We start from the raw sequence: 17,078 nt of genomic DNA, 5'->3' as shown, positions 1-17,078 counted from the left end.
ATGGAACTTTACAAAACCTTTATTTGATAACATTACTACTTTGACGGTTCAGGAGGGATTGTTATAAAACCATTGGTCATAATAGCAGCATTACTACTCGTTACAGGTTGTTCAAGTAATAATTCGACTAACAATCAAATGAATGCTAAACAAATGAAGCTTGAAACTCATGCTCCTAATGCTGCTTCAACGTCATAACTCAAGCATCATCCATTTCTACTGCGGGTGCAGGGAAATCACCGATTACGATTAAACAAGCACCCAATGACGCTTCGAATTGGCTGGATTGGTTCCAAGGCAACTATGCACCGGCAGAAAGCCCAGCGAATCAAGCCGTAAATCCGCAACAGTCCGCCAATCCTCAACAGTCCGTAAATCCATCCCAATCTGCTCAGCAAGTCTTGGATCTGGTGAATCAAGAAAGAACGAAAGCAGGCTTGAATTCCATTAGCTTGAACAGCAGTCTCTCGAAAGTAGCGATGGCTAAGGCTCAGGATATGTACAACAATAATTATTTTGATCATCAGTCTCCGACTTATGGATCCCCGTTTGATATGATGACTGCATTCGGTGTCACATATAACTCTGCAGGGGAAAACATCGCCAAAGGCCAGACGAGCCCGACGGAAGTGATGAACCAATGGATGAGCAGTCCTGGCCATCGTGCCAACATCCTGAATAGCAGCTACACCCAAATCGGGATAGCTTACTATAATGGTGAGTGGGTTCAGGAATTTATAGGATAGTAGGTCAAGGACTTCAAAAAAGAGTATCAAATCCCACAAAAGGTGTCTGCAGAAGTTTTGGAGGATATTACGGAGTGGATATTGACCAAATAATAAAAAGATACCCGTTTATCTCATCGTCTGTCGGTTCCGGTAGATGAAGGCGGGACGGAATATTTTCTAGTGCCTGAACTGTGTGACCCTCAGCCCGTTGCTGTGGGTCACTTTTTTTTCTATTCAAACTAAATGGCAGAAGAGTGCCAAAAGAATCAAAGAAATAATCAAAAATATGTTTGGGAATATGATAATTTAGGAGTAAATAATTTTAATGAAGCACTAAAAATTCTTCCTACTGGTATGCAATTTCCACATCCAAGGAAGTGGAAGGGGGGATTTCAATATGAATAAAGAAGGGTACTTTGAAGGGCGTTGTGGTCCTAAAAACTTAGGGGAAATTCTATTAATCTTCAAAGATTGGGTAGAACGGTGAACGTTATTTTAAAAACGGGAGCAGATCGCTGCGGACGGCATCTGTTCCCGTTTTCATTGAACGGGCAGGATAGTTCAAGAGGTCTCGGTGGTTCTGTGTGTTACCTGCGAGTATAGATTTTGTTATACCGGTAGCAGCAGTTTTGCTGTTCTTAGAATTTGCACTTCAAGTAAAGAAAGGACAGCGGTGCCCTGTCCTTTCTTAAAAGACGAGTGTAAAATCGTGATGAGTTTACGGTTCGATCAAGGTTTACAGATCGACTTTCAAGGTGCCAAGCATCTTGGCGAATTTCGGATCGTGGTAGGATAAGAAAAGACTTTCCCGTGTATCGAGGGAGGAAATCTGTTCCATATCGTCTGCGCTCAACTCAAAATCGAAAATGTCGAAGTTTTCGACGATCCGCTCTTTTCTCACCGATTTTGGAATAACAACGACTTCACGCTGAACAAGCCATCGCAGCACGACCTGGGCGGAGGACTTGTTGTGTTTTTCTGCTATCGAGGCCAGCACTTCGTTGCCGAACATGTTGTTGAGTCCTTCAGCGAACGGCGCCCACGACTGGTGCTGCACTCCCTGCTCTTTCATAAAAGCGGCACTCTCATTCTGCTGGTAGAACGGGTGCGTTTCAACCTGGTTGACGGCAGGTACGATTTCGTTATGCACGATGAGATCCATCAGACGGTCGGGCAGGAAGTTGCTGACACCGATCGCTTTGATCTTGCCTTCGCGGTACAGGTCTTCCATCGCACGCCATGCGCCGTAGTAATCGCCGAATGGTTGGTGTATAAGGTATAGATCGAGATAGTCGAGCTGTAGCTTCTTCAAGGATTTGGCAAACGCCAGCTTGGCACTCTCGTAGCCGGCATCCTGAACCCACAGCTTAGTCGTGATGAACAGCTCCTCACGCGGTACGCCGCTGCGCTTGATCGCGCGTCCGACCGCTTCCTCGTTCAGATAACCGGCGGCGGTGTCGATCAGGCGGTAACCGGCCATCAGCGCTTCATATACCGCGTTCTCGCATTCTTCAGCATCGGGAACCTGGTAGACACCGAAGCCGATGATCGGCATTTTCACTCCGTTGTTCAATGTTACGTTTTGCATTTTAACTCCTCCTAGTGTTTAAATGTATAACAGCAAACGGCGCGTATCTCGGGAATCGGGCATTGCAACGGTGATTCCACTTACGGCTGAATTGCATTACAATAAGCTTAGAACCTTCGTGTTACACGAAGTCAAGCCGTCATCAAAAATTTATTTTCAAGGAGGATTTCACATGCATACGGTCAAAGAAGCCGCCCAGATAACGGGACTCACCGAGCACGCCGTGCGCTTTTACACGGATAAAGGTCTGGTGCCAAGCGTACAGCGCAATCAAAACAACATTCGGATGTTCGACGATGAATCGATCAACTGGCTGCATGGCGTCAAATGCCTCAAGCAATCCGGGATGCCGATTGAATTCATTAAAAAGTATATCGATCTCTGTCTCGAAGGTGATTCGACCATCCCGCAACGCTTCGCACTCATGATGGAGCATAAAGAAGCGGCTCTAATTCAGCTCGAAGAAGCCAAACGGCACGTTGCGCATTTAGAACAAAAAACGGCCCTATATCAGGCCATTCTGGAGCACCGCACTCCAGACACGACCAATCCCGGTAACTGGGACAAAATTCAGCATATGCATGCTGACGTATTTTACTCGCCCTCTGTTCGGAAGGCGTGAGAGATATTCATGAGCACATCAACCGTTTTGGAGAAAATCCTTGGTTTAAAACTCTTGATTGGCTTGCAATGAACTAACAAGATTCATATCAGTCTAGATTGAACAAACGGATAAGTATGACAAGTTCTGCCATTGTTGCGACCGAAGATTTTTATCCCGCCTGATCGGATGAAATCTTACGCCATGCTGTGAAACTATTTCTGAAGAGCCCGGTGCGGGAAACCCGCACGCCGGGTTCTGTGGGGGTTCGGGCCACCAGGGGTGGAAAACGTAAAACGAACGCCGCAGCCCCGCTTTACGATGGCGCGAGAAATTGCGAGGCATTCAACTAGCCAATGCCAAGACACCGCCGGTTCACTTGCCACTGGGTAATGCGATTTGTACAGAGATTTATCGGAACAGCTGGAACAGGATATCAAGGATTGTCATGAGATCATTACGGGAACGGACCATGACGACGTAAACGCTTAAGCGAGAAACGCACAAGCCGCTTGCCTACTAGGGAAGCGGCTTGTTGCTGTACAATTGCGTTTCTATTCATATATAATCATGAAGAATTACGAATATAAGTTTGTTCAGGAGAATGATAGGGATGAATAAGAAGATACTGATCGTTGAAGACGATGTTCATATATCCAAAATCATCAAGATGAATCTGAACCTCATGAATTATGCCACCACCGAGGTATATGATGGTCTGGCGGCATTCGAGATGCTCAAGAGGGAGAAGTTCGATCTGATTTTGCTGGATGTGATGATTCCCCATCTGGACGGATTTGAGCTGATGGAGAAAATTAAGCCTTACGGCACCCCTGTAATCTTTTTGACAGCGAAAAACTCGGTCTACGATAAAGTGAACGGTCTGAAGCTGGGTGCTGATGATTATATGGTCAAGCCCTTTGAAGCGATCGAGCTACTGGCCCGTATAGAGACAGTGCTGCGCAGATATGGTAATGAAGACAGAGTGGTGGAATTTCAGCATGTTCAAGTGGATCTTGATAAAAGAGAAGTCGTGATTCAAGGAGAGCCCGTGGAGCTGACACCGAAGGAGTATGATCTGCTGGTGGTCCTACTCAAGAACAAGAATATCGCCCTGACGCGGGAACAATTTCTGGATAAAGTATGGGGCGGCGATTATTATGGAGGGACTCGAACGGTAGACATGCATATCAAATCGCTGCGCAAGAAGCTAGGATTGCAGGAGCAGATCAAGACGATCTACAAAATCGGGTATCGGCTGGAGGATTGATGGATGAAGTTTTGGCAGAAAATATATCTGTTCTCGATTCTCGTTTTTGTCATTATCTTTAACATTGCTTCCATTTTGGTAATTGAACGCAGCCACAACAAAATGCTGGGACAGGCAATTAACGTGGCTCTAAGCCAGAACATCAGCATTCATTCCAGCGTGGATGCCATCGTGCCGATTCTGAGAATCTATGATTCGATTGATTATGAGAAGATGGTCCTGACTCGTATTGCCAATGAATTTGTAGAAAAAAACAGTGATCAGGGCGTATATATGGATATTACAGATGATTCGCAGCGTACGGTGTTTAATAACTCCGATTTCCCAATGCCCGTGGCACGGAACGAACTGGATAATCTGGATGAGGACAGCATTCATTCTATCTTGCTGGAGATTGATGCCCGGACGATTCTGTTTACCTCGAACATTACAGATATTAATCATAAAAAATATGTATTCACCTACATGGAAGATGTTACCGCGGTATATCAGGATCGGATAGACCAGATCAGCTTTTTTGCCAAAGTCGATTTGGCGGCCTGTCTTTTGTTTATGGTGATTATGTTCTTCGTGAGCAGAGGGCTGACAAGATCCATTGACCGCCTGAACCGCACAGCGAAAGTCATTGCCCAAGGGGATTTCTCGGAGCGCGTCACTCTGAAATCAAGGGATGAGATTGGTATTCTGGGGTCTAATTTCAATGAGATGGCGGAGGTTGTCGAAGATAAAATCAACGAGTTGGAGCGTAATAACGAGGAAAAGCAACGGTTTATCAATAATTTTACGCATGAGCTAAAAACGCCACTGACCTCGATTATCGGGTATGCCAATTTTTTGCGGACGACAAAATACAATGAAGAGCTGTTCGTGGACGGTCTGAATGTCATTTATTCCGAAGGGAAGCGGCTGGAGTCGCTGTCACTAAAACTGATGGATTTGATTTTGTTGCAGAAGGAACAGTTTCAGATGGAATTGCAGGATCTCGGCCAGATTATTACGGATATAAAGCCCGCGCTAGAGGTCATGGCTAAGGAGAAGAACGTGGCGATTGTGCTGGATTGTGAAATAGGGGAGCTGCCCCTGGAGCGTGATCTAATCAAGGTGCTGATTTTCAATCTCGTGGATAATGCGCTCAAAGCCTCTTCGCCGGATCAGACGATTACACTGCGTGCGTATTGGCGGGGCGGGAATTATATTGTTGCCGTTATTGATCAGGGTATCGGAATTGGCGAGGAGGATCGGGACAAAATATTCGAGCCCTTCTTTATGGCGGATAAATCCAGGACAAGAAGCAGTAATGGCGTAGGTCTGGGTCTGGCGATTTGTCAAAATGTTGCCGGTATACACGGTGCTGTCATACGGGTAAACAGTGTTGTGCAGCAAGGGACAACGGTGGAAGTTGTCTTTGCGTCGAACCCTGTTGCGGAAAGCGAGTTACGTCCATGAGAAAATATATGATGCTTTTGCTCTACTCGGCTATCCTGGTGCTGGTGACAGGATGCCAAGGCTGGTTCAACAGTTTTCCCAAGGATACCGTGATGATCAAAAAAATCGTGCAGGAGCATAAGAACAGTGAGATCAAGTACGAAGGGGTTCTGTCCCAGGATGCGGTTAAGACACTGAGTGTACAAGCGGTGGACAAATATTTGAACAAAAAGCTGGCTCTTGATCATGCGCAGTTCGAGATTATGGCTGTCGATCAGAACAAGCTCAAGGAGCTGCTGAAAGAGACCAGTCAGGTTGCCGGGCTGGTGGTCACGCAAGGCATGTCCCAGCAACAGTTTACCAGCGATATCCAAGCTATTACCGGCGGACTGTATTATGTGACATTGACGTCGTCGGAGGTTCCTGAAGAGTCTTATGATATTGTATTAAATGCCAAGAATGGCGACGTGTTAAAAATTCTGCGTTCCTACCGGGAAAGCAGAGTTATGTCGCGCTATTCGGAAAAAAGGGTATTTGATCTTACCGATCGTTTTGTAGAAGAACATGGAAGCTATCCATTGACTGAGTTAACCCTGCAGCTCGATATGACCCGTTGGGGTTCCAATGTGGAGCTGTATTATACGAGCAAGGATAACAAGACCCTGAAGTATTGTGTCGTGGTTAATTACAGCAGTGATGCAGTCGTAGGCTTCAGCAAGGATGTCATGGCCCTGCTAAGTTATAATTCCAAACGGTAGAGGGATTAAACTTAATCTATTTAGAAGGTTGGTTCAAAGTCATGAATATGGCTTGGAATCAGCCTTTTTTTTTGCGTGCTGCCACCCGCGCTTCAAACTTTACAACTTCTATATAACTCTATCTCACTTATGATATATCCGCTCTCTATAATGTTAATGTACCCGGCAAGGGGGAGTCAAGAACACTATCAAAGAAACGGAAGGAAGTATACGTTATGAAAAAAGTCATGCTAGTGTTGACAGCTATGTTCGTATTAACCATTTCTGCTTGCAGTGCTGGTACTGGAAATCCTAAGGGGAGCGCCGAAGGAAATAATGGGGGAGCCAGCAGTGCAGGAAACAGTAACGCCGGCGGCGCTGGTGAAGTGAAGACTGGTCAGCTGCCAACGGATCAATCGGCGTCCTCATCAGGTCAGCCGGGAGGCTTGGGCGCACCCTCCACTACGGAGAAGAAAACCGTGGTGTTCTCTACCTTTTTCCCGAGTGATTACTTTAAAGAAGCTAAGAAAAAATATGAAGCTAAGCACCCTAACATTACAATTGATCTGAGATCGGTTGAGACGGATGATGCGCATTTGGAAGAGAATCTAGAGAAATTCGTGAAAACAACGGGCACAGCGATGCTCTCGGGAAAAGGGCCTGATTTAATCGAGATGGATCAGCTTTCGTCTGGCGACTATGTGAAGCGAAAGATGCTGGCCAATCTTGGTGACATTATGGACCATGACCCTGATTTTAAAAAAGAACAGTATTTCACGAACATTCTGGAAGGGATAAAGGTTAACAGTGGAATGTACGGCTTGCCAATCGGGTTCTTTATCTATGGTCTGATGGGCAATGAAGATGCTATTAAGAAGAGTGGCGTGACATTCGATGACAGCAAGTGGAATTGGGAGCAGTTCATCACGATAGCCCAGGCTATGACTAAAGGTGCCGACAAGGACCACCAGTATGCTTTGGGCAGAAGCACACCGGAGGATATGACCACGCAATTTGTGAATGAACGATATGCAACTTTCATCAATCTGGAGCAGAGGAGCGCCAATTTTGTATCCAGCGACTTTACCAACCTACTTCAACTGGTAAAAACGTTGTACGATAAAAAAGTAGTCGGTACAGATGCACGCTTCCCGTTGTTCCGCACCGCTCTGATCAACTCACCAAAGGTTTATATCGAGGAGTTGCGGAAGAGTGAATTCATTACTGGTGGCAATGCCTATACCTCGAAGCTTTATTTGAGTCCAAATGCCGATCCGCAGCATCCGGGTGGTTCCTTCCGAACCTACCAGACGATTGGGCTGAATGAACGTTCAACTGTAAAAGCCGAGGCGTGGGATTTTGTGAAGTTTCTGCTGTCGGATGAAATGCAGAGTAAACCTGACGGTACCGGATTTCCGCTGAATAAAGCCTCTTATTCGAAAAAAGCGCAAGCGTTGGTTCAAAAAGGGTCCATCCAGTCTGATCAACCGATCGGGCCGATGAAAGGCAAGAGCTTCAAAATCACACAGCAGGATATTGATGATTTGGGGAAATTCCTGAACGGAGCGATGTACACGCCACAATTCAAGCCCTCCAAAATTGACGAGATCATCACCGCGGAGGCACAGGCTTTTTTCACAGGTCAGAAGTCGGCTGACGAAGTAGCCAGGCTCATTCAGAACAGAGTAACTACTTGTCTGAATGAGTAGCAGCAAGGGAAGGAGGGCAATAGATGACAGGAAAACGTGAGGGGATCAAGGGGATCAGAGGAATCAGGCTGCTACGCAAAGAGTGGATGGTTGCGGTTCTTTTCCTAGCACCTAGCTTGATCGGATTTTCCGTATTTTATCTCATACCGTTTGCCACGGGGCTGCTCTACTCCTTCCAGGATAGTACCATCGACGGTACGTTCATAGGCCTCGATAACTATCAGGCGGTGCTATCCAGAGGCTCGTTCCGCAAGGCAGCCGCCAACACGCTGCTCTTTACGGGAGTAAGCGTTCCGCTCCTTATTGCGCTGTCCCTTTGCTTTGCGCATTTGCTCAACCGGAGATTGTTTATTCGGAACTGGCTCCAGACTGCTTTTGTACTACCGCTGGTGGTTCCGGTAGCCTCGATCGTGATGATGTGGCAAATCCTGTTCGATTGGAATGGAACCCTGAATGTGTGGTTGCAGCACTTGCATATGGGACGGATGGATTGGATGAAGTCGGAGTGGTCCATGGTGGTATTGGTGGTGGTGTATATATGGAAGAACATCGGCTACAACATTATTTTATTTCTCGCAGGCCTGCAAAGTATTCCGAAGGATTACTATGAGACTGCGGAAATAGAAGGGGCGAATGGGCTGCATAAGTGGGTACATATCACATGGGTCTATTTGACGCCAACGATGTTCTTTGTGGTTCTAATGTCGATCATTAACTCCTTCAAAGTGTTCCGGGAGACGTACCTGATTGCTGGCGATTATCCGCATGATCGCATTTATATGCTTCAGCATTATATGAACAACATTTTCATGTCACTGGATGTACAAAAGCTGACGGCGGCAGCTACGCTCATGGTAGCCGGAATCCTTCTCTTCGTAAGTGTCATGCTGATGATGGAACGCCGCTTCCGGAGCTTTATGGAATAAGGAAGGACCGTGGGCATAATGGTTTTGTTTCGCAAAGTAGCGTTGACGGTAGTGGTGAGTATCTTCGCATTGGCCATGCTATTTCCAATCCTAATCACATTCTCGAACTCTGTCATGACGGAGAGCGAAATTGACTATAATTATCATCTTATTGGGAAAATGGTCAACGTTACAGCAGGGGGGAAGAACGGTTTTATTAACCTGAAGCTGATTCCCGACTGGGTTTCTTTGAGCCAATATGGGGAAGTGCTGGTACATAAACCTCTCTTCCTGCACATGTTCTGGAATTCTGTCTTTATCGTGCTGCCGATCATCATCGGGCAGGTCGTTGTAGCTTCACTAGCAGCCTATGCCTTTGCCAAGTTCCGCTTCTGGGGAAGGGAGAAGCTGTTCATCGTATACTTAATGACGATGCTGATGCCGTTTCAGGTGACGCTTGTCCCCAATTACATTATTGCGGACAAGCTGGGGCTGATGAACAGCACTGCTGCGATTATTTTGCCGGGAATATTCAGTGCGTTCGGTGTGTTTATGCTAAGGCAGTTCATGCTATATATTCCGTATTCTTACCTAGAGGCAGCCAAAATGGACGGGGCCGGACAGTTGAGGATTTTCTACTCGATCATGCTTCCGCTTATCAAGCCGGGCATGGCGGCCTTGACGGTACTGCTGTTCGTGGATAACTGGAACATGGTGGAGCAGCCACTGATCTTTTTAGAGGATGCCTTCAAACAGCCATTGTCTATATACTTGTCACGAATTAATGAGGGGGCCCGCGGCGTGGCGTTCGCTGCATCGGCGTTGTATATGGCTCCCATGGTATTGCTGTTTTTATATGCGGAGTCGTATTTTATTGAAGGCATTCAATTATCGGGCATTAAAGGGTAGTTCATTCACGGGGTGATCACATTGGAAGTGCAACATGCAGGGCGCAAGAAAACAATCGCTGTAATCGCAGGCGTGTTTATTGGGCTGCTGATCTTATTCACCTTGTTCAGCAATACGTTAATGTCTTTAACCTTGCCGAAGGTAGCGCTTCTCACGGTGAGCCGTGGCGTGCTGAGTCACGAATTTCAGAGTTCCGGCGTTCTAATATGGAAAGCGGAGACGGAACTAAGGAGTACCTCTGGCTGGAAAGTGAAGGAGGTGGCGGTCAAGAAAGGCGAAGTGGTGCAAAAAGGACAGACGCTCATCACTTATGACGGCAAGGACATCGAACAGCAGATTCAGGATGAACAAGGAAGTCTTACCAAATTAAAGCTGTCCACGGGCAGTTTGCAATATGCCTTAATGGAGGCCGTTCAAGGCGGGGATGAAAAAACAATCAATAACGCAACAACCGCCTATAAAAGTCATGAGATTGATATCGAGACTCAGCAGCGGCGTATTCAGAAACTGCAGATCAGCTTAAAGGAGAACTCGAAGCTGGTCGCCCCCTTTGCGGGAATCGTAACCAAAGTGAACGCAATGGAAGGTTTTCCTTCCAGCGGACCGGATGTGATGATTTCGAATCAAAGTCTGGGCTTAATGTTAGAGCTATCATTGCCAGCACCGGCAGTTACCCAGCTCAAGGCCGGGGATGAGCTGGATGTGCACGTGAATGGCAAGGAAACCAGACAAATGAAGGGCCAGATCGAGAGCATTCAGGATGGTGATCCTGTGAATTCAAATATCGGGGAACGAGCAACTGGGAATTCCACGGTTCCCATAAGGAAGCTTATCCTCTCCATTCAAGACCCTGCTGCTAAGGAGGGTGATGCAGCCAAGGTTGATCTGCTCCAAACACTGGAGGATGTGGTGCTCGTACCTAATGCGGCCATTCATGATGAAGGTGGTAAGAAATATGTATTTGGTGTTGAGCAGAAGGATGGGCCGCTCGGTAATGCCTTTTATGTTCGAAAAGTTTATATCACGGTTGATGATGCCAATGCGTCGCAATCTGCCGTCACCGGCGGACTGTTTGAGCAGGAATCTATCATTATAGAAAGTAGTGAACCCTTGCAGGAGGGCAACAAGATTCGCATGTAGACATCCGACACAAAAGTGGCTAAAAATTGATTTTCACATTGTTTTGGAGAAGAAAAATCGAAGTACACGATTAATTGCCTTCAATGATTTCAGTAATAAACCATTTCACCTTTTTTTATCTTTTTTATCAAGAAATACGGAAATAATTACTGGAATTCTGACGATCCAAAAGAGTCGGTATGTTCTTGTATACACCTTTTGCTTTCATTGCCCTTACTACTGAAAGTAAAGTGGAACCTTCAACATCATACCTATAATTTAGACCATGGAAAAGTAAAGGCAATGAGTTTTATGTTATAGACTAAGATAAATTAATAATTGATGCTGCTGGAGTTTATTTAGAATTAGTTAGAAGATAAATTTAAATTTAACCGCCTTGTGACAATCGCTTGGCGGTTCTATTGTTCTGCCGCTGTATCTCTAATAACGCAAATAACCGCTTAGAGAGAATGAGCGGCGGAATTTCAAAAATGGAAAGTCGTCGAGCCCAACGGTTCGATGGCTTTCTTTTGTTGCATCGTGAAAATATGACAAAAGTAACGTTGAACGCTGGGATGTGGTTGTTACACCAGACCTTCATACTTGTTGCCGTAAGGAGAGTCTTACGAATGGACGTCGCTAACAGTCATGTATGCGGATGACCGACGATTTAATCTTGCATATCGATTGGCTCAAGGCTAAGGGGTGTACTCACACCGCTATGGCAAGCACAGGAGCATACTGGAAACAGGTCTACAATCTGTTGGAACTTGAGGATATTCAGACACTTGTTGTTAATGCCCCACATATCAAGAATGTTCCAGGTCGCAAGAATGGGACCACATCAGAAATTGATGTTGGGCTCTAATTTTTTGAACCAATTCTAAGATGTAAGATAGAAAGCAAAACTTAACACAACAGGTTTAACGAAAACATTCAAATAAGCATTTGACTGAATAAAAAATCGGGAGTATGATAAAACTATACTCAAAAGATCGTTTGATTGATGTGGGGGTGCTTTAATGACTGAAAAAGATACATGTGAACTGTATTGTTTTGATGAAGAAAAGGTGCAGCGGGTGCAAAACTCGCTGAAGCAGCAAGATATTTCAGGTATGGCGAACATGTTTAAAATGCTTGCCGATGAAACGAGAATGAAAGTGGCATTTTCTCTATGTCAGGAAGATGAAATGTGCGTTTGTGACGTGGCAAATGTGATTGGTTCCTCGCTTGCAACAGCTTCGCATCATCTGCGAACGTTAAAAAAACTAAACCTTGTAAAGTATCGCAAAGAAGGAAAGCTTGCGTTTTATTCTTTGGAAGATGAACATGTGCGGCAGCTCATCAAGCTTGCCTCTACGCATAGTCAGGAGATGATGACAGTTGGAAAATAATACTCCAAAGCAAGAAGAAGATAAAAACGTGTATCGCGTTCAAGGATTCACGTGCACAAACTGTGCCGGTATTTTTGAAAAGAACGTAAAAAATCTCCCTGGTGTTCAGGATGCTCAAGTAAACTTCGGAGCATCCAAAATAACCGTTTTTGGCACCACTTCTGTAGAGGAATTAGAAAAGGCAGGGGCATTTGAAAGCTTGAAAGTGACTCCTGAAAAAGAGCGGGTGATCAATAAGAAGGATCCGTTTTGGAAGGAAAACTGGAACGTGATTCTCTCCGCTCTGCTGCTTGCTGCAGGCTACGTTTTGGGAGAAGAACATTCGCTTTCGTTTATTTTCTACTCTGCATCAATTGTCATTGGGGGCTATGAATTATTTATTAAGGGTGTCAAAAACCTCGTCCGTTTTCAGTTTGATATGAACGTGTTAATGACCACCGCGATTATTGGTGCTGCAGCGATTGGGCAATGGGGCGAAGGGGCAACAGTTGTTATTTTATTTGCGATAAGTGAAGTATTAGAGCGGTATTCGATGGAGAAAGCTCGCCAATCCATTCGCTCGCTGATGGACATTGCACCAAAAGAAGCACTCATTCGTCGCACCAGCATAGAGCTTATGGTTAACGTCGATGAAATCCAGGTTGGAGATATCATGATCGTAAAACCTGGGCAAAAGCTTGCCATGGATGGAGTCGTTATTAAGGGAGCGTCTACCATCAATCAAGCAGCTATTACCGGCGAATCGATTCCAGTAAGTAAAACCATCGATGACGAAGTGTTTGCAGGTACGCTCAATGAAGAAGGTTTGCTTGAAGTACAAGTAACGAAAACGGTTGAAGATACAACGATTTCAAAAATCATTCACCTGGTGGAAGAAGCACAAGCCGAGCGGGCTCCTTCACAAGCGTTCGTTGACAGGTTCGCGAAATACTATACGCCAGCGATAATGATTGTGGCACTTGTTATCGCAGTTATTCCGCCGCTGCTTGGTGGCAGTTGGGGGGATTGGATTTATAGAGGATTAGCACTTCTTGTTGTCGGTTGCCCTTGTGCTCTTGTTATCTCAACTCCGATATCGATTGTAACAGCAATTGGCAATGCAGCAAAACGCGGTGTGCTCATTAAAGGTGGTATTCACTTAGAAGAAGCTGGCAAGCTTACGGCAATAGCTTTCGATAAAACTGGAACCCTTACGAAAGGTGTGCCCGTTGTAACCGAAATAGTTACGCTAAAAGGCAAGGAAGAAACCGAATTACTCGGCATCGCGGCGTCGATTGAAAAATGGTCTCAACATCCCTTAGCTTCGGCAATCGTTCGTAAAGCCGATGATAACAACCTAGATCTTACAGAATGGGAAGCTCAGGATTTTTCCTCGATCACAGGGAAAGGAGCAAAAGCAGTTATTCACCGAATCACATATTACATTGGAAGCCCGCGCTTATTTGATGAGCTGAACCCGGAAGGTTTGACAGAACGAGTTGCTACAGAGATTTATCGCTTGCAGGAGCAAGGTAAAACCGTCATGGTACTTGGAACCGAAAATGAGGCGTTAGCCTTGATCGCTGTTGCCGATGAAGTTCGGGACTCCAGCAAAACCGTCATTCAACAGCTTCATGAGCTTGGAATTAAGAAAACTATCATGCTCACCGGTGATAATAAAGCGACTGCAGATGCTATCGGCAAGCGATTAGGCATTGCAGAAGTCAAAGCAGAGCTCTTGCCACAGGATAAATTAGATTACATTAAAACGCTTCGCTCTCAGTACGGCAATGTTGCCATGGTTGGTGACGGGGTAAACGATGCACCTGCTCTTGCTGCTTCCACTGTAGGTATAGCGATGGGTGGAGCTGGCACCGATACGGCCTTAGAAACAGCTGATATTGCATTAATGGGTGACGATTTAAGCAAGCTGCCCTACACAATGAGTCTTAGTAGAAAGACGCTCGCAATCATCAAGCAAAACATCACGTTTTCGCTTTTAATTAAAGTGGTGGCACTTCTGTTAATCGTTCCGGGTTGGCTTACGCTATGGATGGCTATTTTTGCAGATATGGGTGCAACCTTAATTGTCACACTGAATAGTTTACGATTGCTACAAGTCAAAGACTCTGAACAAAGTTAAATTAATTGGAGCTTTAAATACGGCAACTGGGGCCGTGAAGGAAATGTAAACGAAAATTGGAATTTTGAATGTTGCTTCTGAAGCATCACGCAGACATGGTGAACTTAAGCTGCCCGAGGACTTGACCCATACATCTACTTTTACGATGAGAGGTTCCTCTGAGCTTTATGGAAAAACAAAACTGCTTGATATTATGTTTACTGCTGAACTGGCGCGTCAATTGGCTGGAACTGGAGTCACGGTTAATGCACTAAATCCAGGTTTCAATGTAACGGGCCTTGGACGTGAGCTTTGGTTTGCCCCTATTCTTGAACGGATCTTGAAGTTATTGCATCTCGGAGATCCGAGTAAAGGAGCAGACATTATTACTCGTTTAGCCGTAGAGCCGGAATACCATGGGGTGACGGAGGGGTATTTTCAAGTAGGAACTGGCAAGCCAATTACGCCTGTACACCCTGGTGGAGATGTCGCTATGCAAAAAACACTGTGGAATTCAACGAAATATTTATTCCTACAAAGAGGGTTCCTACTTGAGTAGACTGCTCGAGGACAAGAACATATATGCATAAGATGCCGCGGTTTATGCGGTTTTTTATTTTTATGGATACAACTTCTTGTCCTTTCCGAAAGACAAGAAGTTGCACAGATTACCGAAGGAAGACATAAAAATGATATGTTCTCCACAGAAGCAGAACAATACATATTTAGTGTTCACTTTTCAGGAATCCATTTCGGGAAGTGCTATAGGTTCAGGGATTGAAATTTGTGATCGCATTTTACTAATGGCTTTGCTCATGCAACGGGATAGGAAAAACAAACAGTTTGAAGTCAATTAAACGAATGATTCAGCTGACTTCATTACGGGCAGTTTAACGCAACTTCCAAGTAATGGAATCGTATAAAGTATGACAACAGAGGAGGGAAGTATATTTTCTATTTCCGCACTAGCTGCAAAAGATATTGCCCCTCTGAAGGCTCTAGCTAAGGTAGCTAAGGATAAGGAAACTATTGAGCACAATTTATTGGATGCGATGCCTAACCAAACAAGAGAAGATAAAGATGCAAAAAACCAACAAGGTATTAAAGTTAAGAGTCTCGGTAATGAAACAAGAAAGCTCGAACTAGAAGCTGATCCTGACGATACTGAGAATTTCGTCATGCAGTTAGATTTAGCCATTGAAACCTGGTCAATGGCTGTCAATGAATTGAAAGAAGCTGCTGTAAGGTATAACGACGATAAGTATCTCAAACGGACAGAAGAATCACTGAAAATAATCGAAAAGTTTAAAAAAGGAAAAGAGGAATACCAAAAAAATGAAAAGACCGTAAATCAACTTCGTAAAGAACTCGATATTCCTGCCAACTAAGCTCCCTCGGTATGATTTGATTTCCTCACGCAAGCTCGTCTATTCGCAGGATTTCATCCCTTAGGTATCGATGATGAATGAAAGAGAGCGAGAAATATTAGGACGTGACGTTAAAAAGGCATGCGGGAACAGAGGTGGAGTTGAATCACCCAATTCATTCCAATGCTGCACGCATACCCCACGGTGCCCTTAGCGATTTTCACTCCCATGTCGGGGCTAGTCTGAGCCCTTACATTCCTTCGTCACATCTATCTAAGGGATGGAGGCCGGTCTTTCTAACGGAACGGGTCTGAGCCCTTTTGCGTAACGTATCCCGATACTCCGTGCTTTCTATGTCATCCTGCGAATACGCCAACTTGCGTGAAGTAAGGTTTATATTTAAGCTGCTAATGCAAAGATTTTATTTGGGTTGTAGGCTTCATCACTACGAGCCATTCCTACTAAGAGTCGAGCTAGCTTTCCACATAATTTCATAATAGATTTCATCTTTTTGAGTTTTTTCACTTGAACATTATGGTGATGTAAGGCTTTAAATTCTTGGTTACTCATGACCATACACATCGTAATTAAAAAGAGAAAGTGACGCAGACGTGGACGACCTCTTTTACTGAGCTTCAGTTGTCCCTTCGATTTACCCCAGCTTGCTTCGGTCATATTAAGTCCTGCGTGGTGGAGTAAAGCGTTCCCGTGCGCATAACCTCTAAGATCTCCAGCTTCTCCTAAAATACCAGCTAGGGCAATTGCCCTTATACGGTAATGTTTTCAATGAGTTGATTTTGCTTATCTTGTGATTTAAACTTCATAGTAGAGCGTCCTCCTGAATGATGGAATTAAAGGGCTTTTGACCCGTAGCGTACTTCCATCGTACAGAGGCGCTCCTTTTTTTACAAAGCTGAAATTTATCCATCTACAGGAATCTAACGGTGAACGATAGCGTGGAGTTGCCATGAGGGCAGTTCCTTTTTGGTGTTCATTAAAGTAACGGCAGACTACTTCAATACGGAAAGATATAATTGATAAAAAAACGGGTAAAAGGAGGATGTAAAATGAAGAAAATTTTTTGGTAAATGTCAGTTACTATGTTGAAATAATCCATATATAGGGATATTTTGTGCATTAGACAACAATTTCATGTATAGCGACATTAAAATGGGATCATTGATTTCCTAGATCTAACAAAGGTTTTCCGACTTGATGGGGGTGG

14 protein-coding genes and 3 pseudogenes are annotated in these 17,078 nt (G+C 44.8%); 15 read left to right on the top strand and 2 right to left on the bottom strand.

Annotated features, from left to right (window positions below):
• Positions 1-410 precede the first annotated feature (410 nt).
• Positions 411-746, top strand: a complete 336-nt coding sequence (locus BC351_RS44445) for a CAP domain-containing protein (RefSeq protein WP_244209190.1) — start codon at positions 411-413, stop codon at positions 744-746.
• Between the two features lie 379 nt (positions 747-1,125).
• Entirely contained in the window at positions 1,126-1,215 is a 90-nt protein-coding gene (locus BC351_RS43590; protein WP_244209204.1) for an immunity 53 family protein, read from the top strand.
• Between the two features lie 249 nt (positions 1,216-1,464).
• Here BC351_RS43590 and BC351_RS28265 read toward each other — a convergent pair whose 3' ends face one another.
• On the bottom strand, positions 1,465-2,316 hold the full coding sequence (locus BC351_RS28265; protein ID WP_079417301.1) for an aldo/keto reductase: 852 nt from the start codon (positions 2,314-2,316) through the stop codon (positions 1,465-1,467).
• Between the two features lie 172 nt (positions 2,317-2,488).
• Here BC351_RS28265 and BC351_RS28260 point away from each other — a divergent pair, with 172 nt between their 5' ends.
• The 13 genes and pseudogenes from BC351_RS28260 (at position 2,489) to BC351_RS28200 (ending at position 15,874) form a co-directional block, all read left to right on the top strand.
• Positions 2,489-2,938 (top strand): MerR family transcriptional regulator, encoded by a 450-nt coding sequence (locus tag BC351_RS28260; RefSeq protein WP_079417299.1) that lies wholly within the window; start codon positions 2,489-2,491, stop codon positions 2,936-2,938.
• A 592-nt stretch (positions 2,939-3,530) separates the two neighbouring features.
• Positions 3,531-4,187 (top strand): response regulator transcription factor, encoded by a 657-nt coding sequence (locus BC351_RS28255; RefSeq protein ID WP_079417297.1) that lies wholly within the window; start codon positions 3,531-3,533, stop codon positions 4,185-4,187.
• A 3-nt stretch (positions 4,188-4,190) separates the two neighbouring features.
• Complete coding sequence (locus BC351_RS28250) at positions 4,191-5,633, top strand: sensor histidine kinase (RefSeq protein WP_079417295.1); 1,443 nt, start codon at positions 4,191-4,193, stop codon at positions 5,631-5,633.
• Positions 5,630-6,370 (top strand): hypothetical protein, encoded by a 741-nt coding sequence (locus BC351_RS28245; protein ID WP_144028557.1) that lies wholly within the window; start codon positions 5,630-5,632, stop codon positions 6,368-6,370. Before BC351_RS28250 ends, BC351_RS28245 begins: the two co-directional genes overlap by 4 nt.
• A 215-nt stretch (positions 6,371-6,585) precedes the next feature.
• Complete coding sequence (locus tag BC351_RS28240; protein WP_079417291.1) at positions 6,586-8,058, top strand: ABC transporter substrate-binding protein; 1,473 nt, start codon at positions 6,586-6,588, stop codon at positions 8,056-8,058.
• Positions 8,059-8,081: 23 nt separating this feature from the next.
• Positions 8,082-8,984, top strand: a complete 903-nt coding sequence (locus BC351_RS28235) for a carbohydrate ABC transporter permease (protein WP_079417289.1) — start codon at positions 8,082-8,084, stop codon at positions 8,982-8,984.
• Between the two features lie 18 nt (positions 8,985-9,002).
• Positions 9,003-9,872 carry a carbohydrate ABC transporter permease gene (locus BC351_RS28230; RefSeq protein ID WP_079417287.1) on the top strand — a complete coding sequence of 290 codons (870 nt, stop codon included), beginning with the start codon at positions 9,003-9,005 and terminating at the stop codon, positions 9,870-9,872.
• A gap of 27 nt (positions 9,873-9,899) precedes the next feature.
• A complete protein-coding gene (locus BC351_RS28225; protein ID WP_244209205.1) occupies positions 9,900-11,012 on the top strand; it encodes an efflux RND transporter periplasmic adaptor subunit in 1,113 nt (370 codons plus the stop codon).
• Positions 11,013-11,649: 637 nt separating this feature from the next.
• Positions 11,650-11,823: pseudogene (locus tag BC351_RS44165) on the top strand (IS110 family transposase); the annotation flags it as partial.
• Between the two features lie 190 nt (positions 11,824-12,013).
• Positions 12,014-12,385, top strand: coding sequence for an ArsR/SmtB family transcription factor (locus tag BC351_RS28215; protein ID WP_079417284.1), 372 nt, complete (start codon positions 12,014-12,016; stop codon positions 12,383-12,385).
• The gene (locus tag BC351_RS28210; RefSeq protein WP_079417282.1) at positions 12,375-14,507 is read left to right on the top strand and encodes a heavy metal translocating P-type ATPase; all 2,133 of its coding nucleotides are present in this window, start codon (positions 12,375-12,377) and stop codon (positions 14,505-14,507) included. Before BC351_RS28215 ends, BC351_RS28210 begins: the two co-directional genes overlap by 11 nt.
• A gap of 52 nt (positions 14,508-14,559) precedes the next feature.
• Positions 14,560-15,045: pseudogene (locus BC351_RS28205) on the top strand (Rossmann-fold NAD(P)-binding domain-containing protein); the annotation flags it as partial.
• A 367-nt stretch (positions 15,046-15,412) separates the two neighbouring features.
• Positions 15,413-15,874, top strand: a complete 462-nt coding sequence (locus tag BC351_RS28200; protein ID WP_079417280.1) for a hypothetical protein — start codon at positions 15,413-15,415, stop codon at positions 15,872-15,874.
• Between the two features lie 378 nt (positions 15,875-16,252).
• Here the strand turns inward: BC351_RS28200 and BC351_RS28195 are convergent.
• Positions 16,253-16,624: pseudogene (locus BC351_RS28195) on the bottom strand (transposase); the annotation flags it as partial.
• Positions 16,625-17,078: the final 454 nt, after the last annotated feature.

Source organism: Paenibacillus ferrarius, assembly GCF_002027705.1.
GTDB lineage: Bacteria > Bacillota > Bacilli > Paenibacillales > NBRC-103111 > Paenibacillus_E > Paenibacillus_E ferrarius.
This window is presented reverse-complemented; position numbering and strand designations above follow the sequence as displayed.